22 protein-coding genes and 1 riboswitch are annotated in these 25259 nt (G+C 65.8%); of the genes, 13 read left to right on the forward strand and 9 right to left on the reverse strand.

The genetic code is table 11. From position 1 onward, the window contains the following. Positions 1-16 precede the first annotated feature (16 nt). Both DBO33_RS22525 and DBO33_RS22530 read right to left on the reverse strand, forming a co-directional pair. Entirely contained in the window at positions 17-1936 is a 1920-nt protein-coding gene (locus tag DBO33_RS22525; protein WP_199856721.1) for a Xaa-Pro dipeptidyl-peptidase, read from the reverse strand. A 118-nt stretch (positions 1937-2054) separates the two neighbouring features. After that, a complete protein-coding gene (locus tag DBO33_RS22530; RefSeq protein WP_107656813.1) occupies positions 2055-3014 on the reverse strand; it encodes a M64 family metallopeptidase in 960 nt (319 codons plus the stop codon). A 219-nt stretch (positions 3015-3233) separates the two neighbouring features. Here DBO33_RS22530 and mgrA point away from each other — a divergent pair, with 219 nt between their 5' ends. The 6 genes from mgrA (at position 3234) to DBO33_RS22560 (ending at position 9921) form a co-directional block, all read left to right on the forward strand. Continuing rightward, a complete protein-coding gene (gene mgrA / locus DBO33_RS22535; RefSeq protein WP_107656814.1) occupies positions 3234-4277 on the forward strand; it encodes an L-glyceraldehyde 3-phosphate reductase in 1044 nt (347 codons plus the stop codon). 70 nt (positions 4278-4347) lie between these two features. Next, a complete protein-coding gene (locus DBO33_RS22540; RefSeq protein ID WP_107660505.1) occupies positions 4348-4950 on the forward strand; it encodes a hypothetical protein in 603 nt (200 codons plus the stop codon). A gap of 108 nt (positions 4951-5058) precedes the next feature. Further along, positions 5059-5177, forward strand: a riboswitch (SAM riboswitch). 117 nt (positions 5178-5294) lie between these two features. Continuing rightward, positions 5295-6101 (forward strand): 2OG-Fe(II) oxygenase, encoded by an 807-nt coding sequence (locus DBO33_RS22545; RefSeq protein ID WP_234390985.1) that lies wholly within the window; start codon positions 5295-5297, stop codon positions 6099-6101. Then, positions 6101-6823, forward strand: coding sequence for a tRNA-dependent cyclodipeptide synthase (locus tag DBO33_RS22550; protein ID WP_107660507.1), 723 nt, complete (start codon positions 6101-6103; stop codon positions 6821-6823). Before DBO33_RS22545 ends, DBO33_RS22550 begins: the two co-directional genes overlap by 1 nt. Continuing rightward, positions 6820-8226: an MFS transporter gene (locus tag DBO33_RS22555; protein ID WP_107656815.1), complete on the forward strand. Its 1407-nt coding sequence runs from the start codon at positions 6820-6822 to the stop codon at positions 8224-8226. Before DBO33_RS22550 ends, DBO33_RS22555 begins: the two co-directional genes overlap by 4 nt. A 225-nt stretch (positions 8227-8451) precedes the next feature. Continuing rightward, entirely contained in the window at positions 8452-9921 is a 1470-nt protein-coding gene (locus DBO33_RS22560) for a sugar porter family MFS transporter (RefSeq protein ID WP_234390986.1), read from the forward strand. A 113-nt stretch (positions 9922-10034) separates the two neighbouring features. On the opposite strand, the gene DBO33_RS22565 is transcribed toward DBO33_RS22560, so the two are convergent. After that, a complete protein-coding gene (locus tag DBO33_RS22565; protein WP_107660508.1) occupies positions 10035-10892 on the reverse strand; it encodes a phosphotransferase enzyme family protein in 858 nt (285 codons plus the stop codon). A 32-nt stretch (positions 10893-10924) separates the two neighbouring features. After that, complete coding sequence (locus DBO33_RS22570) at positions 10925-12166, reverse strand: hypothetical protein (RefSeq protein ID WP_107656817.1); 1242 nt, start codon at positions 12164-12166, stop codon at positions 10925-10927. 234 nt (positions 12167-12400) lie between these two features. On the opposite strand from DBO33_RS22570, the gene DBO33_RS22575 reads away from it, so the two are divergent. The 3 genes from DBO33_RS22575 to DBO33_RS22585 are packed head-to-tail and all read left to right on the forward strand — an operon-like array spanning position 12401 to position 15204. Next, positions 12401-13507, forward strand: coding sequence for a Gfo/Idh/MocA family protein (locus DBO33_RS22575; RefSeq protein ID WP_107656818.1), 1107 nt, complete (start codon positions 12401-12403; stop codon positions 13505-13507). Then, on the forward strand, positions 13504-14757 hold the full coding sequence (locus DBO33_RS22580) for a DegT/DnrJ/EryC1/StrS family aminotransferase (RefSeq protein WP_107656819.1): 1254 nt from the start codon (positions 13504-13506) through the stop codon (positions 14755-14757). Before DBO33_RS22575 ends, DBO33_RS22580 begins: the two co-directional genes overlap by 4 nt. Before the next feature lie 6 nt (positions 14758-14763). Beyond that, positions 14764-15204: an NUDIX hydrolase gene (locus tag DBO33_RS22585; protein WP_107656820.1), complete on the forward strand. Its 441-nt coding sequence runs from the start codon at positions 14764-14766 to the stop codon at positions 15202-15204. Between the two features lie 102 nt (positions 15205-15306). Here the strand turns inward: DBO33_RS22585 and DBO33_RS22590 are convergent, their stop codons facing one another. The 3 genes from DBO33_RS22590 to DBO33_RS22600 form a co-directional block, all read right to left on the reverse strand. Then, positions 15307-16638 (reverse strand): DHA2 family efflux MFS transporter permease subunit, encoded by a 1332-nt coding sequence (locus DBO33_RS22590; protein WP_267897920.1) that lies wholly within the window; start codon positions 16636-16638, stop codon positions 15307-15309. A 65-nt stretch (positions 16639-16703) separates the two neighbouring features. Continuing rightward, positions 16704-16907, reverse strand: a complete 204-nt coding sequence (locus DBO33_RS22595; RefSeq protein ID WP_107656822.1) for a hypothetical protein — start codon at positions 16905-16907, stop codon at positions 16704-16706. Then, entirely contained in the window at positions 16904-18328 is a 1425-nt protein-coding gene (locus tag DBO33_RS22600; RefSeq protein WP_107660509.1) for an amidase, read from the reverse strand. The genes DBO33_RS22595 and DBO33_RS22600 overlap by 4 nt, the downstream gene beginning before the upstream one ends. A gap of 76 nt (positions 18329-18404) precedes the next feature. Here DBO33_RS22600 and DBO33_RS22605 point away from each other — a divergent pair, with 76 nt between their 5' ends. The 3 genes from DBO33_RS22605 (at position 18405) to DBO33_RS22615 (ending at position 20336) form a co-directional block, all read left to right on the forward strand. Further along, on the forward strand, positions 18405-18800 hold the full coding sequence (locus DBO33_RS22605; protein ID WP_107656823.1) for a MerR family transcriptional regulator: 396 nt from the start codon (positions 18405-18407) through the stop codon (positions 18798-18800). 152 nt (positions 18801-18952) lie between these two features. Continuing rightward, a complete protein-coding gene (locus tag DBO33_RS22610; RefSeq protein WP_107656824.1) occupies positions 18953-19513 on the forward strand; it encodes an EF-hand domain-containing protein in 561 nt (186 codons plus the stop codon). Positions 19514-20024: 511 nt separating this feature from the next. After that, entirely contained in the window at positions 20025-20336 is a 312-nt protein-coding gene (locus tag DBO33_RS22615) for a hypothetical protein (protein ID WP_107656825.1), read from the forward strand. Positions 20337-20348: 12 nt separating this feature from the next. Here DBO33_RS22615 and DBO33_RS22620 read toward each other — a convergent pair whose 3' ends face one another. After that, on the reverse strand, positions 20349-21506 hold the full coding sequence (locus tag DBO33_RS22620) for a CaiB/BaiF CoA transferase family protein (protein WP_107656826.1): 1158 nt from the start codon (positions 21504-21506) through the stop codon (positions 20349-20351). A 187-nt stretch (positions 21507-21693) separates the two neighbouring features. Between DBO33_RS22620 and DBO33_RS22625 the strand changes: the two genes are divergently transcribed. Continuing rightward, positions 21694-23763: a hypothetical protein gene (locus DBO33_RS22625; protein WP_234390988.1), complete on the forward strand. Its 2070-nt coding sequence runs from the start codon at positions 21694-21696 to the stop codon at positions 23761-23763. Here the strand turns inward: DBO33_RS22625 and DBO33_RS22630 are convergent. Beyond that, the gene (locus DBO33_RS22630) at positions 23747-24994 is read right to left on the reverse strand and encodes a cytochrome P450 family protein (RefSeq protein WP_107656827.1); all 1248 of its coding nucleotides are present in this window, start codon (positions 24992-24994) and stop codon (positions 23747-23749) included. The genes DBO33_RS22625 and DBO33_RS22630 overlap by 17 nt on opposite strands. Positions 24995-25259 lie beyond the last annotated feature (265 nt).

Below are 25259 nucleotides of genomic sequence, written 5' to 3' on the forward strand. Positions count from 1 at the left end.
CCGGATCGCGGTTGGATCAGCCGATCGCGGCCTTGAGGGCGGCCTGCCCGCCGACCACCGGGAACGAGACCTTGGTCTCGGCCAGGTTCATCCCGAAGCCGGGTCCCGGCTTGGGCCGCAGGGTGTACTCGTTGTCACTGGACAACACCACCACACCCAGCTTGTGGCCGCGCGCGAGCACATAGTCGTGCGGTTGCATGGACAGGTTGATCGCATACTCCTTACCCGGGGTGATCGGGCTGGTCTTGTCGATCGAGTCCCGATTCTGCGGGTCCACCCACCCTCTGGTGACGATCCGCGAACTGCCGTCGGGGGCCCGATCCACCAGCAGCGCAGTCACATTGGCCGCCGGACGCTGGAAGGACAGCCGGAGGGCGACGTCGACCGTGCCGCTGATCCGCAGCGGAGCCGTGGTGGGCTTGGAGAAGTACGCCAACCGGTTCGGCGAACTCGGTGCCGCGACCAGAGTCGAGGCCAGCTTCGTCGCGTCATCGTCGAGCGATTCGGTGACGCGCCCCGGTCCGGATGTGGCGAGTCCGCCGGTATTGCGGCCGCCCGGTTGGAACACCGCGGTCGCGGCCGAGGTGGCCGGTGCGGGCCATTCCGGCTCGTTCACCCAAGACTTGTCCTCACGCTGGATGGTGGACTTGGGCTCGCGGTCGATCCCGTTGTCCCGGCCGAGCAGGTACTTGCTGAACCAGCGGTTCACGGTGCGCAACCACTCGTCCCGGCGCAGGCTGATCGGGTCGGTGTGGCCGGACTGGTGCAGCCAGATCTTGTGCGGCACACCGGCTTTCTTCAGGGCGTCGTACCACTGCGCGACATGCTTGGTCTTGACGTTGAAGTCGTTGAGACCGTGCACGGCCAGCACTGCGGCGCGTACCTTGCCGACATCGTTGAGGTAGTTGCGCTCGTTCCAGAAGCCGATGTAATCACCGGTGACCCGGTCCTGATCCTTCTGCAGCTTGTCGATCACCGGTGCGCAGATGTTGCGATCCGCCCTGGTGTAGACGTACTTGGCCAGCACGTCCGCGTCCTCGCCCTGGTAGGTGCCGGGAGCGACCACCGCGCCTGCCGCGCGGTAGTAGTCGTACCAGCTGCTGATCGCGGCGATGGGCACGATGGCTTCCAGCCCGGGCACGCCGGTGGCGGCGACGGCGTTGGGCAGCGTCCCGTTGTAGGACACACCCATCATGCCGACCTTGCCGCTGGCCCAATTGGCCACTACCGCTTTACCTTGCGCGTCCCGCGCCTTCGCCCGGCCGTTGAGCCAGTCGATCGGGGCCCGCGCGCCGATGGTCTCGTTGCGCGCGCCCGAGGTCGGGCAGCCGGTGGAGGTGCCGGTGCCCAGCGACTCGCCGTACATCACGGCGTAGCCGCGAGCCAGGAAGAATTCCTCGTACTGCCAGGTGATCTGGCCGTTGGCGACTGTGATGCCCGCGACCCGCAGGTCCTCGGCCACCCGCGCGCGCAGCTCGCCCGGCGCCGGGGCCATGCGCCGTCCATCCGCGCCGTCGGGCACGTACAGCTCGACATCCACGTTGTGGTTGGCGACGTCGTTACCGCCGGAGAAGTACGGGCTCGCCTGGTACACCACCGGCAGCTTGCCGGTGGCGCCGGCCGGACGGACGACCTGGACGTGCACCTCGTCGTCCTTGCCGTCCCGGTCGCTGTCCACGGGGGCACGCACCCAAAGGTCCTGCCGGACCGGGGCTTTCGGGTTGAAGGTCGGCTGTGCCTCGCCGCCGCTGACATCCGGGCCGTTCGTCGGGTCGGCCAGCGCGGGCGCGCCGGACAGGAGCAGTGCCGCGGCCACGACCAACAGGGCCAGCCGCGATAACCGTCGCAGGGTCAGCACGGTCCACCCGAGGGCCGCGACCACGCGGGTGCGCGGCCCGCCCCGGTCACGTCTGTGCTGATGCTGTCTGGATGCCATTGCGTTCTCCTTCACAACTCATCACGAGGTGCTCCCGTGCGAGACTCGAAATACCTGCTGGCTCAGGGGAATTACCTCGGATGCCCCGGCCGGGGCGGCCGAGGCATCCGGTGATGAATCAGTGCTGGGTCGGCGGGGCCTTGCGCTCGATCGCGGCCTTCATCGCGTCCAGCCCGATCAGGTTGAATTCACGACCGAGGGAGCGCATCAGCGAGTTCTGCGTCGGCCGGTACACGCCGCGCTTGTGGTAGACCGCGCCCTCGTAGGTGCCGACCACGCCGCCGTCCGGCGACGCCTTGCCGAGGTACTGGTACCACTTGGCCTTGTTCTGCTGCATCTGCGCGCTGGTGTAGGTCGAGGCGTTCACCTCACGCGGCTCCCGCCCGGTGTAGCGGTCGTTCGGGTAGTCGTACTCGTCGGCCAGGCCGGCCACCGAGTGCCCGAGCTCGTGCACCACGATCTGCCCCGACTGCGCGTTGCCGCCGGACGACGTCGCCACCTTGCCGCCTGCCCCGCCGTATTTGGTGGTGTTGGCCAGCGCGACCACCTGGTCGACCTCGGGCGCCAACCGGGCGTACTGCAAAGCCTTGGTCTCGTTCACACACAGCAGCCGCTCGGTGCCGCCGCACCAGAACGTCATGTCCAGGGCGGTGTTCCGCATGGTGCCGCGTGGATCGTTGTCCACGCCGGACTGCTGGGACACCACATTGACCGCCCAGACGTTGAACGAGTTCTTGTAGGTCTTGAACGGCTCGACCTGGGCGATCTCGTTCCACCGGTTGACGGCGTGCTGCTTGTAGATGTCGAGCTGGCTCGAGGTGTATCCGTCGCCGACGAACACCAGATCGAACCGCTGACTGGACGGCCCGGTCTGCTGGATCGTCACCACGTCGGCCTGCACCGCCGAGCGCGGCGCCGGGGCTTCCGGCCGGACCGGCAGGACCACGCGGCCGATCGTGCCGTCCGGGGAGAACACTTCTCGTTCTTCGGTGGGCGCGGCCGATCCCGTGGCGACCGACATCGCGACGATGATCAACGCGCCGAGCATGATTGCGAACATGCGTCGTAACAAGGGCATGGCAAAGCTCCTCGAGTGGTTCGCGATTTCGACCCGGACGGCGCGGGCCGCACTTCGGTCTGTCGAATTCCTCATCAAGGAACCACATTTGGTCCGGCAACTCGACTGAGGAATAACTGGGGAATGGATTCCCCGATTGCCGATCAGCCGGGCTCGAGCTCTCGCCGCGCACCCTTCAGGCAGTATGGAACGGTCCGTGCAGCTGATGAGGAGGTCTCCATGGCATATGTTCCCGAACCAGCCAGGTACGAGGGCGCGATGCGTTATCGCCGGTCAGGGCGCTCGGGCCTGGATCTGCCGCTGCTCTCGCTCGGCTTCTGGCACAACTTCGGGGACGACCGCCCCTACCTCGCCCAGCGCGAAATCGCGTTGCGCGCCTTCGATCTGGGCATCACGCATTTCGACCTGGCGAATAATTACGGGCCACCGTACGGGGCGGCGGAGATCAACGCCGGACGCATTCTGCGCGAGGATCTCGCACCGTATCGCGACGAACTCGTCATCTCCAGCAAAGCCGGCTGGGACATGTGGCCCGGTCCATACGGGCAGGGTGGTGGGTCGCGCAAGTATCTGCTCGCCTCGCTCGATCAGTCGCTGACCCGGCTCGGGCTCGACTATGTCGACATCTTCTATTCGCACCGGTTCGACCCGACGACTCCGCTGGAGGAGACCGCGGCGGCACTGAATACCGCTGTCCGTCAAGGGAAAGCGCTGTACGTAGGAATTTCTTCGTACACCGCACAGGATTCGGTCACTATCGCCACCATGCTGCGGGAGCTCGGCACTCCCCTGCTCATCCACCAGCCGTCGTACTCGATGCTCAACCGGTGGATCGAGACCGAGGGGCTGCTCGACGCGGCCGATGCGCAAGGGTTCGGTGTCATCGGGTTCACCGCACTCGCGCAGGGGCTGCTCACCTCGAAGTACCTCGACGGCATTCCGCCGGAATCGCGTGCTGCCCAAGGTAAGTCGTTCCAGAACGAATTGCTCACCCCGGCGATGATCGATCGGTTGCGCAAGCTCGGCGCGGTCGCCGACCGGCGCGGGCAGACGCTGGCGCAGCTGGCCTTGTCCTGGGCGTTGCGCGACGACCGGGTCACGTCGCTGGTGATCGGTGCGTCCACCACCGAACAGCTCGAGCAAAACGTCGCCGCCCTCGGCAATCTCGAATTCAGCACCGATGAGCTCGCCGAAATCGACGCGTTGCTCGACGATGACGGCGAAGTCGATCTCTGGCGATCGGCGCGCCAAGGGGCCCTCTGAACGGTATTGCCGCGCCATTGATCGTGGCATAGTGCTGTTTTCGATCGGCTCGCCGGGGAATTCCGAGCGGGTGAGGATTTATGCCGATCGGGCTTCCGTCGCCGCCCGCCAATTGGTCACGGATCTGCTGGTGGTGGCCTGGGTCTATGTCTCGGTCACGGCTGCGCTCTGGGTACACGACTTGGTGCAGAAGCTCGGTGTGCCCGGCCAGAAGATGGAGGGCGCGGGTGACGGCATGGCGGACAGCCTCGGTGATGTCGGCCGCAAGGTCGGCCGAGTGCCGATGGTGGGCGACGATCTCACCTCCCCCTTCGAGCGCGCGGCCGCGGCGGCACGCTCCATGGCGGAGGCAGGCAGCGACCAGCAGGCCGTGGTCAACGATCTCGCCATGGCCCTCGCCGTCGGATTACTGATCGTCCCGCTCGGGCTGGTGCTGTTCCTCTGGCTGCCACTGCGGGTGCGCTGGATACGCAGGGCCGCAACAGCAGCCCGCCTGCGCGCCGTCCCCGGCGGACGCGACCTGCTCGCCCTGCGCGCCCTCGCCAATCAGCCGCTGCGCAAGCTGGACCGGATCGACCCGGACGTGGTCGACGCCTGGCGGCGCGGCGACGACGCCACGGTGCGCCGCCTGGCCGCGCTCGAACTGCGCGGCCTCGGCCTGCTCGGCGGCTGACCTGGTGCGACGTTGCGCATCGCCGGGTCGAATCCTTCCATCCGGATTCATAACTCAGGGCGATTCTAAAGCGTGACAACGCTTCTGGCGGGCGGCACGCTTACCTCAGGTCAAGAGTGCCAGCGTCAAGTCCCCGGCTAGCTGGCCGGCAACCCTCCAACCGCGGCGGGGTGCCCCGGGTCAAGACCAGGCCGAGCCGCGTCGAGCGGTCCGGGCAAGCGCGGGCTCCGTCGGTGTGCTGGAGCCCTCTCGAGAGACGGGGGTCGACTCATGTCCGAAACGCCCTCCCCTCTCGTGCCCGGGCCTGTGCCCGGTCCATCGAGCGACAACCAGAGGGGAACGACATGACCACGGCCACGCCAACTCTCGGAGACCGCGTGCTGGACACCACCAGACAGGGATTCGATCACGAATCGCTGACCGCACTGCTGAACGGCGACGTGCACGCCGTGCGACTCGCCGGCTTCGTCCGGCCGGACGCGCTCGACCACGTGCGCAAGGCTTTCGTCGGCAGGCAGGACCACGGTCCGCTGGCCACCGACCCGCAGTTCCGGCGGATCGGGCACGCGTTCTCGGAGACGAGCACTGACGCCGGGCGCGCCCGGTACTTCGACGAGGCGCGCGACAATATCGATCGGCTGCGCGAGATCGCCGCGCCGTATTCGTACCCCGCGGACGACCTTCGGCTGCTGCTCGACGAGAGCTGGCCGGCCGGGGCGAGTTTGCTGCGGCGCGATGGACAGGCCTTCTTCGCCGGTGTCGCGCGTTATCAGCTGGCGGGGGTGGATCTGGAGCCGCACACCGACAACGTGGGCCGCAACCTGCCGTCGGACTTCGATATTCGCATCACTCGGCAACTGTCGGTGAATGTCTATGTGGACGTGCCGGAGCGGGGCGGCGAATTACAGATCTGGGACGACTATCCCGATGAGAGCGAATATCGAGACCGGTCCGGCGACCGCGTCTACGGCATCGACCGTGCCGCAGTGGGCGATCCGGCGCTGGTCATCACGCCGAATGTGGGCGATGCGATCTTCATCGATCCGCGCCGGGTGCACGCGGTCGCGCCTTCCCAGGACCGCCCCCGCATCACCATCGGCCTCTTCATCGGGGTCACCGATCCGGCCGAGTCGCTGAAGGTGTGGAGCTGATGACCACGACTACGCTGCTCTCGGCGTCACACAAGGCCGCCTACGACCTACGCTCGGACGGCATCACCACCGACGGCCGCTCCACCGTCCTGCTGGTCAGCGTCGGCGCGGATTACCACGAGGGTGAAAAGCTCGCCGCCACCATCGATTTGATCAATCGCTCGAACTTCGGGCGCTGCGCGATCGCCGTGGCGGACACCTTGCAAAGGCACAACCTCAGCGGTGGCACCGATAGAGACCGGCACGCTCGGGCGCGCATCGCCGGCGACCAGTGGATCGCCCGCAACCAGAGCTACCTGGACCAGATCGACTGCCCGACAAACATTCTGCGCTGGGACTTCGCGCTGTCCCATCCCCGCTACGGCGATCTCTACGACGCCATCGAGCACGCCTACGAGACCGATGAGCCGTATCGGCATGCCATCGACAGCACCATCGACCGATTCATCGAGCGGCGGCTGACCCGCGAACCCGACGTCGACCAGGAGGCGGTCCGGACCTCCTGCCGCGCATATCTTTTGGAGGAATGCCCGATCATCATGCCGCTGTGGGCGCACGAGGGTTTCGACTTCGTGATCTACCCACAGCGCATCTCCGCCGCGATGGGGCGCACGCGGGAACTGTTCGTCGAACCCGAGCATCCGGACCGCGTCGCTTGGCTCCCTTTGCGATTCAAGAAGCGCAAGTCGGCGCTGAACTCCGCGGCGGAGGCGCAGCTGTGACCCTCGAGATCCCGGCCCGGCGGCGCGTCATCGGGTTCGGTGGACTGGCGGTGGCGTCGTTTCTGGGGTGCATCGACCTCACCATCGTCACCACCGCGCTGCCCGCCATCGGGGCCGATTTACACGCGGGTACGTCGAACACCGAACTGACCCTCGGCGTTTTCCTGATGGCGCTGTCGATGTTCATGGTCACGGCGGGGCGCGTCGCCGATCACCTCGGACGGCGAAAGGTGTTGCTGTTCGGGCTCGCGCTGTTCGTGGTCGCGTCGGCGGGGGCGGCGGCTGCCTCGTCGATCGGCATCTTGCTCGTCGCGCGCTTCGTGCAGGGCGCGGCCTGTGCCGTGCTCTACACGAGCACCTCGACGCTGGTGGAATCGCTGTTCCCGCCGGGTGATCGAGGCAAGGCCATCGGTTGGCTGTACTCGGTGAACGGTCTTGGCTTGGCCATCGGTCCGGTGCTCGGCGGTTTGCTGGTGCCCGGTCTCGGCTGGCAGTCGATCTTCTGGATCAACATTCCGCTCGGCCTGGCGGCCCTGGTCGCGATTGCCTTCGCGGTCCCCCGGGTGCCGCCGGACACCACCGGCGGCACGGACCGGGCCGGACAGGTCGTTGTCGCGTTCGCCGTGGTGTCGGCTGTCGGCATCTTCGTCCTGGGCGACCTGCGGGGATGGCTTTCACCCTGGGTCCTGATCGCCGCGGTCGTCCTGGTCGTCTCGGTCGCGGTGGGCATCGTCGCGGAGCGGCGGGCGGCGAATCCGTTGATCGATCCGGCGCTGTTCGGCGATCGGCGATTCGTCGCCGCGATCGTCTCGGATTTCTCGCTCGGGCTGTTCTATGCCGCTGCACTGCTGGTGATTCCGACGTACCTCACGCAGGGACGCGACTTCGACGTGCGCCAAGCGGGATTCGTGCTGCTGCTCGTCAGCGGGACGCTCGCGCTCGCCTCGCCGGTCGCGGGGCGGTTCGTTGATCGGTTCGGCGCACATTCGTTGCTGCCGTGGGGGTTCGGGCTGTTGACCCTGGCCGGAGCGGGCATCGCCTGGTCCGCCTTCGGCGACCTACTGGCCGTCCTCTTCGTCGCGCTGGTGCTGTTCGGCGCGGGGTGGGCCCTGGTGCTGGGACCCGCGACCGTGCTGGCCATTTCGACCGTGCCGCCGAACCGATCCGGCTTCGCGGTGGGTGCCTCGTGGACGTTCCACAACCTCGGCGGGGCTATCGGGGCGGCGGTGGCGACCGTCGTCTTCGGGCAGATCGGTGTCTCGACCGGCGACGCGACCGGTCGGGTGGCTTCGATCATCGCCACAACCAGCCTGATTGCCGCGGTCCTGGTGGTGGTCCTCACCGCCGGGCGGACCAAGACAGTTGCGGCCGACCAGCCCGTTCCCGTCGAGGCGGCCAGATAGTTTCGCTGCGGCAGTTCTCGCCGATGTGCGAGAACTGCCGCAATACTCCGAAACTACGCAATACGCCAAACGTGAAAGTAATACTGTTCACAAATACGACCGCTACGTTTGCGCTGGTCGGGCGCGCACGGTCGACTGGGGCGTATGCCCAGCGAGCGTTCGACAATAAGCAGACGCAGGAATTTCATTCCGCGCCTGCGCCGCCGCAACCTCGATGGCTACGAAATGGTTATTTCCGCGCCGGAGAAAGCGACGCGGGACGAAAAGCAGAATGCCAATCGTAATGTCCTGATCGTGGCGCTGTTCGCCGCCCTGGGCGGCATGCTCTACGGCTACGACACCGGGATCATCTCGGGCGCCCTGCCCAAGATGTCCGCGCAGTGGGGCATCGGCCACACCCAGCAGGAGATTCTCACCGCCGCCATTCTCGCCGGAGCCGTCGTCGGCGCCCTCATCGGCGGATCCCTGTCGAAGTCGCTGGGCCGGCGGAAAACCATCTTCATCATCGCCTGCGTATTCGCCGTGGGTGTCATCGCCTGTGCGCTGGCGGTAGACGCGTGGATGATGACAATCTGCCGGTTCTTCCTCGGCCTCGCGGTCGGCGCCTGCTCACAGATCGTGCCGACCTACATCGCCGAGCTCGCCCCGCCCCACCGCCGCGGCGCGATGGTCACCTTCTTCAACCTCGCCATCGGTGTCGGCATCTTCCTCGCCAACCTGGTCAGCGTTGTCGCGGGCGACACCTTCGAGGCCAGCGACGACTGGCGGTGGATGATCGGTATCGCGGTCATCCCCGCGATCGTGCTGGCCGTCGCGATGCTGCAATTGCCGGAGACGCCGCGCTGGCTCATCGAGAACGGCACCGTCGGCAAGGCTCGGGTCGTGCTGCGCTGGATGCGCCCGAACCGGTCGGCCGCCGTCGACGAGACCCTGAAGATCTGGGCGATCTCCCAGCAGGAGAACAAGGAATCCCGTGGCGGGTGGGCCAACCTGACCCAGCGGTGGGCCCGCCCCGCCCTGGTCGCCGGCCTCGGCATCGCCGCCTTCACCCAGCTCTCCGGGCTGGAGATGATGATCTATTATTCGCACACAATCCTCGGCAGCGCAGCAGGTTTCAGCACCGGGCTCGTCATCTGGTCCGGCCTCGGCATCGCCGCCGTCTACCTGATCTTCACCGCCGTCGGCGAACGCCTGGTCGACGTCGTCGGCCGCCGCCGGCTCATGCTCACCCTCATCCCCGGCGCCACCCTGTTCCTCTTCGGCTTCGGACTGATCTTCGTCCTCACCGCCCACCCCAACCGCTACCTCACCCTCGCCCTCATGCTCGCCTACATGGCCTGCAACGCCGCCGGCCTGCAAGCCGTCGGCTGGCTCCTCGGCTCCGAGCTCTACCCCCTCAGCATCCGCGACCGCGCCACCAGCCTGCACGCCGTAGCCCTCTGGGGCTCCAACCTCTTCCTCACCCTCACCGCCCTGACCACCATCGACACCCTGGGTCTCGGCCCCGCCTTCATCATGTACGCCCTCTTCAACCTCCTCTCCTTGATATTCGTCTTCTTCTTCGTCCCCGAAACCAAGGGCCACTCCCTAGAAGACATCGAACAATCCCTCCGCCAAGGAACCTTCCTCCCCCTCCGCGGAAACATCGCCAGCCAAGTAGACCTCCCCACCTCCCCAGCCCCGGTCTACCCGTAGCCCTTCGATCAGCGCTGTAGGTCAACGCATCTGACGCGGCAGGCAGACTCGTTAGAGCGACAAAGCGCCACCCGGCGTCGGGGCGCTGCAGGAACGGTCAAGGTCCAGGCTCCTCACAGCGCCTCCCATCGCCACGGCCGCGGAACCTGCCCGCGCAGGCACGCGATTCGGTGCTTCGCTTGCCGAGCTGCAATGTCGTTGCCTGCCGATTGGGCGACGGCAAACGCGACCCATCGGAGCTCTTGGATGTCGGCTAGGACCCGGAATCCTGGCCACTCTGTGACGTCATAGCCGCCATAAGCCTCGACGAAAGACCGATAGTCGCCGTCGGGCACGCGGCTGAAATCGGTGTAGTCCACACCTAGCTGAATGAGGTCCCACTCGGGTCGGCCGATCGACATCTTGTCGAGGTCGAGCGCTGTCGGGATGCCTGAGGGCGGCACTACCAGGTTGCCTTGCCAGGCGTCGCCGTGAATTACGCAGGGCATGAGGGCTTTTGGCAAAGTCTCGTATTCGGCGCGTAGTCGTGAGTAGTGCTGGAGTAGCCACGTTCTATCGTCCTGATCGAGCATGACTGCGGTGTCGATGCGTTCCTCGAGTCCGGTGAAGGGGTCGTAGGCGGGAAGTTCGAATTCGGTCGGCGGCGGCAGAGCGTGCAGCATCCGCAGCATTGCGCCCAGTTCGCTTGGTGTCGATGGGCGGTGGTCAGGGATCAAACGCCACCATGTGACGGGACGGTCGGCGACGATGACAGGTTGCGTCAGTGAGGTTTCGGCCTCGACAGTTGGAATGCCAGAAGCGTTGAGCCAGTGGGAAATCCGGAGTTCGCGTTGGGCGTCATCGATGCTGCCTGCTTGTCCGATCCGGGCGACGATGTCATCGGCCAATCGGTAGATTGCGTGTGAGCCGTCGCGAATGAGTTCGGCACCACGCAGATCGACACCACTGACTTCCGCAGCTTTGGCCAGCACCTCGTCGGCCGAGGTGCGCGAGCCGGGCGACCTCATTGATCCGAACCTGTTGGTGCGCTGTTGGCGATGGCATACCGCAGTTCTGCGACTTCGGTCATCCGTCGCCGAGGTGCGGCGGCCGCTGCCAGGGTGCGGAGTTCGTTCTGGATGCGTTGTGAGCGAAAGGCGGTGGCTTGCTGGGTAGCTTGCAGGCCGATGGCGGCGGCTTCCCTTGGATCATCCAATTGCATTGTCAGCGTGGCTAATCGAGTAAGCGAGAAGGTCCGCGACCGCGGATACTGCGTTCCTTGTAGCGCAACGGCTTCGCGAATCCTCGGTGCTGCCAGGTCGATACGCCGCCGTGCTTTCGCGACAGGAATCAATGCCTTCCCGGTGCTGCCGAGGTGTTCGGCGGTGTCGTAGTAGCACAGCCACGGGGCGTCGGTGGCCGGCGTGCGGTCAGCGAAATGCTCGTCAGACGTGGCGACTTCAGTTAGTGCCTCTTGGGTCCGCCCTGCTACGGCCAGGAATTGACCACGCAGTGCGCTGAGCATCGCGCGGGCGGTGGCGGACAGACGATCTGAGCGGACCTGAGCGAGTTCGATCAACGACAGTGCACCGTCGGCGTTCCCGATGTAGGCCATCTTTCGGGCCATATCCGCCAAGGCGCTGGCGCGTAGTTCCCAGGATCCGGCGTTGTCGGCACACCACAGCGCTAGTCGGAACCTGCGTTCGGCTACCGGGTAGTCGCCGATGTCGAAGGCGGCGTAACCGGCGACGCTGCTGAGGTTCCCGAGTGCTTCGAGCAGCGCACGCCGGGTCGGCGGTGCGGAATGCCCGTCGAGCAGCCGGACGAACCGGGTGAGGTGTGCGCCTGCGGCAAGGCTGGCCGAGCCGCCACCATGCAGATTCTCGGCCTGGGCAGCCGCTCGCGTGGCGGTCTGCACCTGCTCCACTTCCGTCCGGCCAACCCGGCTGACTGGCTTGTCGTCTGTTGTATTCAGCCCGAGATAGATGGTGGGGCCGACGCCAGGATCGAACGGGCTGAACAAATTGACCGCCAGCGTGCCATCGGGAGACTCGGTGGCTTCCCGTCGTTGACGGCAGGGGAGGAAACCGAGTTCGCTGTCGGTTGCGCCGAGGACGGCGCGGAACGCTTCGCGGTAGCGCTCGTTCGGCCATCGGACGACGCCGCGCTCGTAGCGGGCGATGGTGCGGGCATCGAGGTCGCAGCGCTGCTGGTGTGTCCGCCACAGGTAGTGGTTGACCGCTTCCGCCAGTTCCGCACGGCTCATTGCACGCCCAGATTCGACGCGTGACGGTGTCGCCTCGCGTCGCCGTTGCAGATGCACGTTTGGTGGCATGTGCCCCTCGCCGAGTATCGGTCTGGCTCAGTTTATCCAGCCGCGCTCACACGACGCGGAAGGACGGCTTTCTGCCCCGTAACTTGCCCTCTTCCCGGACCTCGTCAGCGCCGAGGCTGGAAGCTGACCATCACGAGCACCGCCTCACCAATCTGGGGGATTCAAATGAGATCGTGCGAATCGCTTCGAGCCACCATCGGCAGTGCGATAGCGCCCTGTGTCAGTAGACCGGAGGTCGAACTGTCCTGGCGCACAAGCAGACTCGCTGCCCGGTGCCGTTCGGTGCTACGAGCTGGCGTCGTTGGTCTCGGCCGCCAGGCAGTGGATGACCATCTGCCGGGGTTGCTCGCTTCCAGCACGGCCGAGCTTGTCGCCGTCTGTGATGAGAATCCGGGGATCGTGGCCGAACAGAGGCAGCGGTATCAGGTGTCGGGCTACACCGATTTCCGGGAGATGTTGAACGTCGAGCAGCTCGACTTTGTCATCGTCTGCGTGCCGCACGATGTCGGGCGAAGTGTGATCGAGGCCGCCGCGGAACATCGGGTTCACGTGCTCAAGGAGAAGCCGTTCGCCACCGGTTTGGTCGAGGCCGTTGAGCTGGCTGACCTGTGCGAACAGTCCGGCATCCAGTTGATGGTCACGCTGCAGCGCCGGTTCAACCCCATCTACGGCAGCTTTACCCAGCTCGCTGATCAGATCGGGACGCCGTTTCTGGTGGACGCTCGCTACACCGTGTACGTGGAAGACCCTTCCGATGGCTGGCGTGGCGTCACGGCCAAGGCTGGAGGCGGCTGCGTCATCGATATGGGCTACCACCTGATCGACCTGATTTTGTGGTACTTCGGCCTACCGGACAGCATCACAGCCCACCTATCGATCGGTGCTCGGCCGGATCGTAGTTATGACGCCGAAGACACTGCGCTCGTTCACTTCTCCTATGACACGGGCATGTACGGCTCGCTGCTGTTATCGCGTTTCGTCGGCCCCAAGGCCGAGGAGATCCGGCTGATCGGTTCAGACGGCATCGTTCACCTGGAGCGTGGTTGCATTCGCCGGCTGACCAACGGCGGTGAGGTCATCGAGTCGCTTCGGCGCGAGCAAGCCTGGCCATCGGCTGCGGCGTGTCAGATCGACTACTTCCGCCGCGTCATCGATGGCACCCGACCGAACCTCAGCAGTCCTGCCGACAACCTGGCCCATATGGCTTTCGTCGCGGCCTGCTACGAGGCCGCGCGTACTCGCAGTTCCATCAACCCAAAGGAGTTACTGTGACTTCTTCTTTGGCCCTTCTCGGCGGCACACCAGTCATCAATGAAGCGGCACCACACTTTTCGTGGCCTCCACTGTCTGACGCCACCGCCAGCGTGGTGCTCGACCAACTGCATGATGGCATCTCCATCTACAACCGATCCGGCGTGATCGCTGAGTTGGAAGACGCCCTACAGAGCTACTTCGGCGTGCAGTATGCCGTCCTCACCAGCTCGGGCACCGCCGCCCTGTACTCGATGTACGCCGCGTGCGGGATCGGGCCGGGTGACGAAGTCATCGTGCCTGCCTACACCTTCTTCGCCACGGCAACCCCGCTGCTGCATCTCGGTGCGAGACCGGTGTTGGCAGACTGCGACGCCAGGGGCAATCTCGATCCGCACGACGTTTCACGGCGGATTACCGACCGCACCAAAGCCATTGTGGTGACGCACATGTGGGGCATGCCAGCCCAAGTTCAAAGCCTGAAGCAGCTCGCCGAGACCTATGGCCTGCAATTGCTCGAAGACGCGTCCCACGCTCACGGGGCAAGCGTCGACGGCAAGAAAGTCGGTACCTTTGGACGCGCTGCCGCATTCAGCATGAATGGACCCAAGCCGTTGTCCGCGGGCGAAGGTGGCTTCGTGCTGACCGATGACGCCGAGGTGTATCACCGAGTCCTGCTGCACGGGCAATACAACAAGCGCTGCCGCAGTGAGATCCCCTCCGACAGCGCACTGCACCGCTACGCCGTCACCGGCACGGGCCTCAAACTCCGCATCCATCCATTGGCCGCAGCGATTGCCCTGGAACAACTTTCACACCTGGATGACTATGTCGATGGACGTCAGCGTATCGCCGGATACATCACCGACAAACTCCGCGAATTGCCTGGCCTGACGCCGCCGCAGGCCGAACCAGGTGTTCGATCGTCCTGGTACGGGCTCGCCATGCAATACGACGCCGGCCCCTTCGATGAGGTGCCGGTCGAACGTTTCCATGCGGCACTGCTGGCCGAAGGCTGCACCGAGGTCGATCGTCCAGGTTCCACCTGTCCGCTGAACCTGCTGCCGCTGTTTCAGGAGCCAGGACCGCTGTTCCCGGCGTTCACCGGCAAACTGGCCTACGCGCCCGGCGATTACCCGCGTGCCGAGCAGCTCCACCACGCCACGCTCAAACTGCCTGTCTGGCACAGGGAACAAGACCTGGCGATCGTTGATCGCTATATCGAAGGCATCCGCAAAGTTACCGAGCACCACACCGAGTTGAAAGGATAAAGATTGATGATCGAAACCACGCTGCTGGAGGCGCTGGCCAGCGACGCCGAACGCGACCAGGTGCAACAGCTCGTCGTCGGCGCGGTCGTCGCGCACGACGGCAAAGTCTTGTTGTTGCAACGACCGGCAGACGATTTTATGGGCGGTATCTGGGAACTGCCCAGCGGAAAGGTCGATCCGGGTGAAGCCCTCGACCAAGCCCTCATCCGGGAAGTGAAGGAGGAAACCGGACTCGACATCGCAGGCATCCGAAAGTACCTGGGCGAGTTCGACTATCAATCCGGCAGCGGCAAGAAAAGCAGGCAGTTCAACTTCACCGTCGATGTGGTCGATCCCGAGCCGGTCGAGCTGACCGAACACGACGCTTACACCTGGACCAGCTTGTCCGAAGATCCGCCCGTCACCGACGCGGTGAAGGAAGTACTGAACAGGCATCGGACTGTCTGATCGGAATGTGCGGCAAGCTGCCGACTCGCACTTTTTGGGAGCACCAACTCTGTTGACGCCCGTCCGCGGCCGGGTCGCCCGGCCCATCCCGCAGCAGGAACCTTAGCCCGCAGCATCCCGACTCCGGGGCATGGTGAGCGTTGCGGCCAGGGAGGCGGCGGCTAGGCAGACTGCGCTGGCGGCGAAACTTGCTGCGTAGCCTGCGGATAGGGCTATTGCGCTCAGCGCGGCTAGGCCTACTGCGCCGCTGGTCTGGCGGACGGTGTTGAAGATGCCGGCGGCTAGTCCGCTGCGGGTGGGGGGAACGTTGTCGGTGGCGGCGATGGTGAGGGGGGTGAAGGCGGCGGCGGTGCCGTAGCCGAGGATGGTGCCGGATAGGAGGACTGTCCAGGGGTAAGAGGCGTGGAGTGCGATGCTGGCGGCGGTGCTGGCTAGGCCGGCGGCGCCGATTGTGCAGCACAGGATGGTGGCGTTGCGTGGGCCGAGGCGGACGCTGAGCCAGCCTGCTGAGCGTGAGCCGGCGACCATTGCCGCGCCGACGGGTAGGTAGCCGACTCCGGCCAGCAGTGCTGAATAGCCTTGCACGTCTTGGAGATACAGGGACAGGAGTACCGGGCTGGCGAGGAAGCCTGCGCCCAGGAGGAACATTACGATGTTCGCGCTACGGACTGCGCGGAGCCGGAAGATGGCGGGTGGCAGGATCGGGTCTGCGGCCCAGTACGTTTGGTGGGCGGCGAAGAGGGAGAGCAGGGCGAATCCGGCCAGTAGCGGGCCGAGCACTGTGCGGTCGGTCCAGCCGGCGGCGGCCGTGCGCATGATGGCGAGCACCACTCCGGTGATGCCTGCGGTGACCAGTAGTGCGCCGATCACGTCCAATCGCGATCGGGCATCTCCCGAAAATTGCCGGGGCAGAACGAGAATCGCGCCGATCATCCCGACCACACCTAGTGGGGCGAGGACGAAGAACACCCAGCGCCACCCTGCCATTTGAGTGAGCAGTCCACCGATCACCGGTCCACTCGCGGCGCCTGCGGCACCCACCGCGCTCCACAACGCCAGTGCACGAGCGCGGGCCGCCGGCTCCACGAATGTGGTGGTCAGCATGGACAAGGTCACCGGCATCAACAGTGCACCACCTACCCCTTGCACCGCTCGCGCCACCAACAGGAACGCAGGCGACCCGGCGAGCCCGACGGCAACGCGCGCCACCGTGAAGATCCCCATCCCGACGAGCATGATTCGGCGGCGCCCGAACACATCCGCACAGCGTCCACCGAACAGCAGGCATCCCGCGAACGCAAGGGTGTAGGCGTTGACGGCCCACGGCAGCGCGGCGGGCGAGAACCCGAGATCGGCACGCAGGTCGGGCAGGGTGACCGACACGATCGTGGCGTCCATGATGACGGAGAACGATCCAATGCAGGCCAACGCCAGAACCCACCGCTGCGGCTCCCATCGCCGGCGGGCCCCTGTCTGGAGTGCCGCCGTCGCGTTCGCGCTCACCGGTCCCACTCCGCTATCCGCGCCTGCGCGTGAAACCGCAACGCGGGGTCCACGTATCGCGCGGCAGGCACGGCATACAGCGCATCGATGGCAGCGCGGTACTCCGGGTAAGTCGCTGCGAGACCAGCCATCTCGGCCTCATTGGCGGGCAGTCCGGCCGCGCCCAGCAGCACCCGAACGGTGCCCAACGGCTCACTCATGCCGCCACCGTCCGATAGGTCGGCGGCAGTTGCCGGTGCCATGCGGTGCGCTGCTGGAAGACCTCCCCGACTCGCAGAATCATCGCCTCACCGAACGCGTGTCCGGCAATCTGCAACGACAACGGCAGGTGACCCGCACCGAACCCCATCGGCACCGCGAGCACCGGGTTGCCGAGCCCGTTCCAGTACGGGGTATGCACCTTCCCGAACAGCCGAGCGTCATCCTGAAAGCCCGCCGCATCGACCAATTCGTCGAACAACGGCGCACCGACGGCCGCCGTCGGCCCGACCACCACATCGACCCGATCGAACAGCTCACCGATCGCCCCCTGTGCCACCCGCCGAACCCGTTGCGCCTGAACGTAATCGGCCCCCGACACCAGCGCCCCCTTGGCGAGCAATCCCCGAGAGGCCACGAAATAGTCGTGCCATCGCCGCGACAACATCGCGCGGTGATACGCGAGCCCTTCACAGGTAGCACTCACCACCGTCGCCACAATGACCTCCGCCCAATAGGGCAGGACCACCTCCTCGACCTCAGCACCACACGCCACGAGAACGTCGACAGCGCGGTTGAATACGCTGGCCAACTCGGGATCGGCACCAGCCGGGAATTGATCACAACGCACCACCCCGACGCGCAATCCATTCAAATCGGCAGGCACAGCTACGAATTCACCGCCCGACAGATCCGGCACGCCCACAGAATCAGGATCACTCGGATGCGGACCAGCGATGACCGCCAGCAACGCGGCACAGTCCGCCGCAGTCCGAGCCAACGGACCGACCCGATCCAAGCTGTAACCCAGTGGCACGCAACCAGATTTCGGCACCCGCCCGAAGCTCGGCATCAACCCGGTGACCCCGCAGAAGGCCGCGGGCATCCGAATACTGCCCGCCGTATCCGAGCCGAGCCCGCCGAGGAACAGCCCCGCCGCGACCCCACTGGCCGTACCGGAACTGGACCCGCCCGCCCAACGGCTCGGATCCCACGGATTACGCGGCAACGGAAACGGCTCCGTGGAATTCGGTACGCCACAACCGAACTCCATCGTCGTCGTCTTGCCGGTGATGATCGCCCCGGCCCGCCGCAGTCTGGCGACCACCGGCGCATCCCGGCCCGCCGCCCACGTACGATCGTGCACCACGCTCTGCGCGGTCGTGTCACCATCAGCCGCCGCAATGGTGTCCTTCACCGCGACGGGTACGCCGTGCAGCACGCCGCGATCGACACCACGGGCCAGCTCCTCGTCCGCACGCCGGGCCTGCTGCCTCGCCTGCTCGTCGAACCGGGAAAGGTAGACACCCAGTTCGTCCCGATCGGCCCGCGCGATCGCGGACTCGACCAGCGCGACACTGGTCGTCTCCCCCGCACGTAACGCGCGAGCAGCTGCGGTAATGGAATATGGCTCGTCCGACAAAGTCTCACCCTCCGAGTTGATCAGCAAACTTAGGCTTACCTTGCCTGTTCAACCCGGGTTGAGGTCAACTAGAAGAATGCCGCAGCTGACCCCCATCGCCACCGTCGTAGACCACTTCGACATCCCCCTGTCCACCCTGCACTATTGGGAGCGCCGCGGCCTGATCACCGCACACCGCCGCGCCGGCCGACGCTGCTACGACCAGGACCAGCTCTACCGAATCGCCCTCATCAAGCAATGGCAGACCACCGGCCTGCTCAGCCTCGACGAGATCGCCACCCTGCTCGCCGCCCGCTCGACCACCGGCGATTGGCGCGCCACCGTGCACGCGCACATGTCCGCCATCGACACCCGCATGCACGAACTCGAAACCGCACGACGGTACCTGCATTGGCTGCTCACCTGCCCGCACGACGGCGAACTGGAGCGCTGCCCGAACTACCGATCGTCGGTGGCCCTCCCGCAGGACTGACCGCCGCCGCGAAAGCTGCTGGAGCGGCGGCATTGTGGTAGTTATCAGGATTCGTGGCGTGGCGCGACAGCGATCAGCGGAGAATTCCGCTGGTGGCCGACCGGCTACCGCGCCGATGACGTCACCACCGGATGCGAATAGATGGGCAGGTCATGGAGATCAGTGAGTTCTTGGCACGCAAGCTGGCGCGCCGATTCGAGACGTTCGACTTCGACGGGGACGGCCGAATCGAGCGCAGCGACTTCGAGAACTCGGCGCGTGCGCTGGCCACGGAGTTCGGCCACGAGCCGGATTCGCCTGCCGCACAAGAGTTGCTGCGGCTGAGCCTGCAACTGTGGGGCCGCCTGGCCTCGGCGGGCGATGTGAACATCGACGGCTCGGTCGATCTCGCCGAGTACAAAGAGGCTTTCGCCGAAGGCCTGCTGGTGACCGAGGAATCATTCGAGCAGGGCTACCGCCCGTTCCTCGAGGCGATCATGGCGATCGCCGACGTGGACGGGGACGGCAAACTGAACGCCGAGGAGTACGCCCGCTGGACCGGCGCCCTCATGCACCTGCCTGCCGACGATGCCCGCGAATGCCACCGCAGGCTCGACACCGACGGCGACGGCTTCGTCACCACCGACGATCTGCTCCAGGCGATCCACGACTACTACTTCGACGAGAACCCGGAAGGCGTCGGCAGCTGGCTGCTCGGCAAACTCCCCGGCTGACAACATATTTCAGAACGTCACCACACGGGCGATAGTCACAATTTCCGCATGACAAGAGATTGTGACGCCCGCGGCGGACCGGGTGGGAAATTCGGGATCGTCAGATACCTTCTGCGCGAGCGAGTCCGTCTTGCAGAGAGCGTATTACGGTTGCCGGCTCGAGCCGCCGATCAGGGTTCGAGCTCTGCATCACCCCTGAGCTCACCGGAGTCGCCGAGGCGACGGCTGAGCAGTATCGACGCGCGGTACGGCTGCCCGGCGGACGAGTCCGTCCGCCATGACCGTGATACAGCATGATCATCGCGTGATCGCACCGTGATCGGTGGTGATCTGCCAGTTAACGCAATCTGAACTCGATTTCAGAATGCGACTCAGGGGTCGTCTATTGCGCTTACACGTTCTACCTTGGACCTAGATCTACTACCAGTGATACCGACCGGACCGGCCGCGATGCCGAAAACTGAATTATCGCTGCGAATTTCGTTCGGGAGAGCTTTTATAGGAGTTCGACATGGCGCTCTACTGCACCGAGTGGTCTATCACCAGTGATATCAGTCCGGAATGTGCGTCTCGCGTCGCCGAGCATGGACGGACGCCGTGGCGGCTCAGCTGGCTGCCCGATCGGGCGCTCACCCGCGAACAGGCCAGGGCCGGAATGGAACTCGACGAACTGCTGAGCGACCCGGAAAACGTGCACGACTACGCCGCCATGGCGCGAGCAGACCAGTGCGCGGGCACAATCGGCATGTTGCGCGCTCACGTGGTGATTCTGCTGGCGCGACGCATGGCGGCTCGGCTTCCGGTGGCGGTCAGCGCGCACTGATCGCTGCGGCGATCAGTTCTCGTCCAGCCAGGCGAGGACCCGATCGGTGCCCGAGCCGAGCTCGGGAGGCGGGGCGGTATAACGAACCGGATTGCGCGACAACGTGATCGGATTGGCGACCAAGGGCGGCATGTCGGTGCCGTCCGAGGGGATGCGCGGCTCGAGCCCGAGCCGATCGGCGAGCGCGAACGCCCCCGCCATATCGTTCACCGGCCCGCACGGAACGCCGAGCGGGGTGAGCAGCGCTTCCCAGTCCGCGGCGGGCCTCGTCGCCAAGATCTCGCCGAGCGCCGCCGCCAGGACCTCGACATGTTCGACACGTGTCGTGTTGTCGGTGAAGCGCGGGTCGTCGGCCAGGTGGTCGGCGCCGATCGCCCGGCACAACGTGCCGAATTGCCCGTCGCTGCCCACCGCCACCGCGAGCGGTCGGTCGGCGGTCGGAAACACCTCGTACGGCGCGATGGACGGATGCCGGTTGCCCATGGTGGTCGGCACCACGCCGGCCAGCGCATACGCCGTGCTCTGGTTCACCATGCCCGCCAGCAGGCTGGACAGCAGATTCACCTCGACCAGCTGTCCCTCCCCGGTCGCGTCCCGATGCCGCAGTGCCGCAAGCACTCCCACCGTCGCATGCAGGCCCGCGAGCACATCGACCACCGCCACACCGGTCTTCGTCGGTTCCCCTTCGCCCGGCCCCGTGATGCTCATCAGCCCGCCCGCGGCCTGCACCAGCAGGTCGTAACCGGGCAGTTCCGCACCCTTGCCCCCGCCGAACGCGGACAAGGAACAGTAGATGGCCCGCGGATTCAACTCCTGCACGTCCGCGTACGACAGACCGAACTTCGCCATGGTCCCCGGACGGAAGTTCTCGACCACGATGTCGGCCCGCCGCACCAGCTCCCGCGCGTAACGCTGCCCCTCTTCGCTGCGCAGATCGAGCGTGACCGACGTCTTGTTCCGGTTCACCGACTGAAAATAAGTCGCCTGCCCATTCACGAACGGCGGCCCCCACCCCCGCGTGTCGTCGCCCACGCCCGGCCGCTCCACCTTGATGACCTCGGCGCCCAGATCGGCCAACAGCATGGTCAGGTAGGGCGCGGCGAGAATCCTGCCGAAGTCCGCGACCACAATGCCCGACAGCGCCCCCGGCGTCCGCTTCTCATCCGTCATACCCGTCACTCCATCACGGGGCACCTCGGTGACCGAAGCTAGGACCGCATGACGCGGCCGGAGACGCCGATTCCGTCCAGCTGGAACATTGATCGGCGATACATTTGAAATGGTCCCAGCCGAGTGCTGTGCGGGCTCGGCGTGTTCGGAAAAGGATCTCCCGGAGCACGGACGGAAGGGCGCTGTCATGCACCACGTCAAGGCACTGCGGACCGGGCGCCGGAGCGGGTCGCTGCTCGAATTCGCGGCAGTGTGGGTGGTCCTCCTGCTGCTGCTCGCCACCGGGTGCGCGTCCACCCCGAGCGACACGGCGTTCCGGTTCGAGGTGCGCGAAGGCCTGAACCAGAACTACTTCCTGCGCGAGGACAAGACCGCGGCGCATCTGCTGCTGCGTTCGGGCCGCAATCCACGCATCGTGGCGGCGTTTCCGGCCGGGAACAGCGGCACCGGGGTCTGGTTCGGGCCCATCGCGGCCGCGGCGGACTGGGTACTGGACTCACCTTTGAAGGCGAAGTCGTCCAATGATTCTCAGGGCCGCCCTCGACACGGGATCGAGTTCGACACCTCCATCAGCGCGCCGACGTTGATACCGAAGCAGGCCGTTCTGTCCAATGTTCGTGTCCTGCGCGACTACGACCAGTACGCGATGGTGCCCACCGAGCTCGTGGTCGCGCCGACCATTGCCGACAACACGGTCACCTGGGCACGAGACCGTCTCGACGGCGCGCCTGGTTACCAGCTCGGCCTCGAGGTCCTCGACGGTTCGGTGGCCCCGAACGGGACGATCACCGCCGGGCCCGACGGCCGGATCGCCCTGCGCGTCACTGCCACGACCGGCGATACCCCGTTGACGCCGCTGTCCGGATCCGAACTGCTCAACGGCCGTGAGCGCCCACTCGACGGCGCGAAGAACACCCTCACCTTCCTCAGCTACCGCGAGAAGTTCCTCGCCGGATCGTGGCGTTTCAACACCTATTTCGGCCGCGACACCTTGATCTCGATGATGCTGCTGAAACCGGTGCTGGCGCACGAGGCGATCGAAGCGGGCATTCGTTCCGTACTGACTCGGCTCAGCCCCGAGGGCCAGGTCGCGCATGAGGAGTCGCTGTCGGAGTACGCGGTGCTCACGAACAAGCGCAAGAGCGGAACCCTCAGTGGTGCGCCGATATTCGACTACAACATGGTCGACGAGAACTATCTGCTCGCGCCGGTCGCCGCCGCCCATCTGCTCGACGATCCGGCCGGCGCCGAACGGGCGTCCGCCTATCTGCGTGCGCCACTGGACAACTCGGCCGTATTGCTCGGTCAAGCGTTGGTGCGCAACCTGCGGCTCGTCACGTCGACCACCGCGGCCTTCGCCGACGAGCCTCGATACGGCAACCTGATCGCCCTGCAGCCCGGTCGCGACTCGGGCGAATGGCGGGACAGCGGAATCGGTCTCGGCGGCGGCCGCTACCCCTATGACGTCAACGCCATCCTCGCGCCCGCGGCGCTCGAAGCAACCGCGCGGCTGCTCGACCACGGGGTGCTCGATCCCTTCTTGACCGCCGACGATCGGCTGGAACTGTCCTTCGCCGCTGCGGCCGCGAAAACCTGGCGGGCCGAGGCACCGCGACTGTTCACCGTGACCCGCGACGCCGAACAGGCCAGGGCCGCCGTCGCTTCCTACGCCGGAAAGATCGGCGTCACCGCACAAGAAGCGCTGGCCTCGCTCGACAACAACCCGATCACTTTCCCCGCCATCGCCTTGGACGCCAACGGCGCACCGATTCCGATCACGCACTCCGACGACACGTTCGACCTGCTGTTCGGCGCACCGCCGCCTGATGTCCTCGACAAGCAGGTGCGCGCCATGTTCCGCCCGTTCCCGCTCGGGTTGATCACCGAAGCCGGGTTGGTCGTGGCGAATCCGGTCTTCGCCGACCCCGCCTTGCAATCACAGTTCACCAACCACGACTACCACGGCACCGTGGTCTGGTCCTGGGTGCAGGCCGCACTCGCCAGCGGTCTCAATCGCCAACTCGACCGCACCGACCTACCCCAACCGGTCAGAGACCGCCTCGTGAACGCCCAGCGCACCCTGTGGGACGCAATCAAGGCCGCCGAGTCGATGGCCAACTCCGAACTGTGGAGCTGGCGCTTCGACAACGGCCGCTATCGCGTCGCGCCCTTCGGTGCCAGTGAAGCCGATGTCACCGAATCCAATGCGGCACAGCTCTGGAGCAGCGTCTACCTGGCCATCACTCCCCCGTCGTAACCGCCGCCTCCTTGCGCAGCCGGACCGGCAGGGCGGTGAGGCCACGGATGAGCAGGCTGTGCTGCCAGGTCGGCGTGGTGGCGTCGGGGGCCAGCGTGAGGTCCGGGAAGCGTTGCAGCAGTGCGGTGAAGGCGATTTCGGCTTCGACGCGGGCCAAAGGGGCGCCGACGCAGAAGTGGATGCCGTGGCCGAAGGCCAGGTGACCCCCGGCGTCGCCGGTGACGTTCAGTCGGTCGGGGTCGTGGTAACGGGCCGGGTCGTGGTTCGCGGCGGACAGCGCGACGTAAACCAGTTCGCCCGCTGGGATCTCGACGTCGCCGACCTGCACCGGCTCGGAGGTGTAGCGCACGGTGGCCCAGTCGACCGGGCTGTTGAAGCGCAGGAACTCCTCCACCGCGGCGGGCACGCCGGACGGGTCCGCGCGCAATTCCCGAAACTGGGATTCGTTGCGCAGCAGCGCATATGTGCCATTGCCGATCAGGTTGACCGTGGTCTCGTGTCCAGCGATCAGCAGCAGGAACGCCATCGAAATCAGTTCGTTCTCGGTCAACTGGTCACCGCCGTCGCGGATCTGCACCAGTCCGGAGAGCAGGTCGTCGCCCGGCTCGGTGCGCTTGGTCTGCACCAGGGCGGCGAGGTACTGCGCCATCTCGGCCGAGCAGCGGTGGCGCTCTTCCACGTCGCCGACCACCCCGACCAGCACCTTCGTCCAGTGCTGGAACGACTCCCGGTCGCTGAACGGCACCCCGAGCAATTCGCAGATCACCGTGACCGGTAGCGGTACCGCGAAGGCCGCCAGCAGGTCGACCTCATCATGTTCGGCCATACGATCGAGCAGCGCGGTGGTGATCTCTTCGATACGCGGCCGCATTGCGGCTACTCGACGGCCGGTGAATGCCTTGTTCACCATCTTGCGAAGCCGGGTATGGTCCGGCGGATCGGTGTTCAGCATGTGCCCGACGAGCGCCAGCGATTCCGAATCCATCAGCCCCTCATAGGCTTTCCGACGGAACACCTCGATCACCCCGGTCAGGTTCTTGTGCATCCTGGGATCGGCGAGCACCGCCCGCGCCTCCGCATAGCCGATCACCAGCCACTGCGGCACGCCGCGCGAAAACTGCACCCGCACCACCGGCCCCCGCTCCCGCCACCGCCGGTAATACACGTGCGGATCCTCGAAAAAATCCGCGCCCAACATCTCGACCTGATCCTGAGCTTCGATCTCGCCCATCCTGCCCTCCCTGCGTCCCGCGCCCGATCCGACCGCGCCCACCCATGAGACCCCATCGCCGAGCCCCACCCCATCCACCGTACCCACCCCCCGAAACCCCTGTGTCGCTGATGGATTACTTGCCGGCACAACGTTCGGATCCACTGTTCTGCGCCGTAGCTTTCGAGGGTGCCAGGAGTCGAACCCATCATCGATGGATCATCGACGCAGTTTTCCCTCTTCGGCTACTACACGGCGGACCGATCACGCGGTGTACACCGGACAA

This window comes from Nocardia suismassiliense, assembly GCF_900269665.1.
GTDB lineage: Bacteria > Actinomycetota > Actinomycetes > Mycobacteriales > Mycobacteriaceae > Nocardia > Nocardia suismassiliense.

What these genes read in the sequence shown, in the direction of transcription:
- DBO33_RS22525 (WP_199856721.1), bottom strand. Translation starts at nt 1,936, where the DNA reads ATGGCATCCAGACAGCATCAGCACAGACGTGACCGGGGCGGGCCGCGC.
- DBO33_RS22530 (WP_107656813.1), bottom strand. Translation starts at nt 3,014, where the DNA reads ATGCCCTTGTTACGACGCATGTTCGCAATCATGCTCGGCGCGTTGATC.
- mgrA (WP_107656814.1), top strand. Translation starts at nt 3,234, where the DNA reads ATGGCATATGTTCCCGAACCAGCCAGGTACGAGGGCGCGATGCGTTAT.
- DBO33_RS22545 (WP_234390985.1), top strand. Translation starts at nt 5,295, where the DNA reads ATGACCACGGCCACGCCAACTCTCGGAGACCGCGTGCTGGACACCACC.
- DBO33_RS22550 (WP_107660507.1), top strand. Translation starts at nt 6,101, where the DNA reads ATGACCACGACTACGCTGCTCTCGGCGTCACACAAGGCCGCCTACGAC.
- DBO33_RS22560 (WP_234390986.1), top strand. Translation starts at nt 8,452, where the DNA reads ATGGTTATTTCCGCGCCGGAGAAAGCGACGCGGGACGAAAAGCAGAAT.
- DBO33_RS22570 (WP_107656817.1), bottom strand. Translation starts at nt 12,166, where the DNA reads ATGAGCCGTGCGGAACTGGCGGAAGCGGTCAACCACTACCTGTGGCGG.
- DBO33_RS22575 (WP_107656818.1), top strand. Translation starts at nt 12,401, where the DNA reads ATGAGATCGTGCGAATCGCTTCGAGCCACCATCGGCAGTGCGATAGCG.
- DBO33_RS22585 (WP_107656820.1), top strand. Translation starts at nt 14,764, where the DNA reads ATGATCGAAACCACGCTGCTGGAGGCGCTGGCCAGCGACGCCGAACGC.
- DBO33_RS22595 (WP_107656822.1), bottom strand. Translation starts at nt 16,907, where the DNA reads ATGAGTGAGCCGTTGGGCACCGTTCGGGTGCTGCTGGGCGCGGCCGGA.
- DBO33_RS22605 (WP_107656823.1), top strand. Translation starts at nt 18,405, where the DNA reads ATGCCGCAGCTGACCCCCATCGCCACCGTCGTAGACCACTTCGACATC.
- DBO33_RS22610 (WP_107656824.1), top strand. Translation starts at nt 18,953, where the DNA reads ATGGAGATCAGTGAGTTCTTGGCACGCAAGCTGGCGCGCCGATTCGAG.
- DBO33_RS22615 (WP_107656825.1), top strand. Translation starts at nt 20,025, where the DNA reads ATGGCGCTCTACTGCACCGAGTGGTCTATCACCAGTGATATCAGTCCG.
- DBO33_RS22620 (WP_107656826.1), bottom strand. Translation starts at nt 21,506, where the DNA reads ATGACGGATGAGAAGCGGACGCCGGGGGCGCTGTCGGGCATTGTGGTC.
- DBO33_RS22625 (WP_234390988.1), top strand. Translation starts at nt 21,694, where the DNA reads ATGCACCACGTCAAGGCACTGCGGACCGGGCGCCGGAGCGGGTCGCTG.
- DBO33_RS22630 (WP_107656827.1), bottom strand. Translation starts at nt 24,994, where the DNA reads ATGGGCGAGATCGAAGCTCAGGATCAGGTCGAGATGTTGGGCGCGGAT.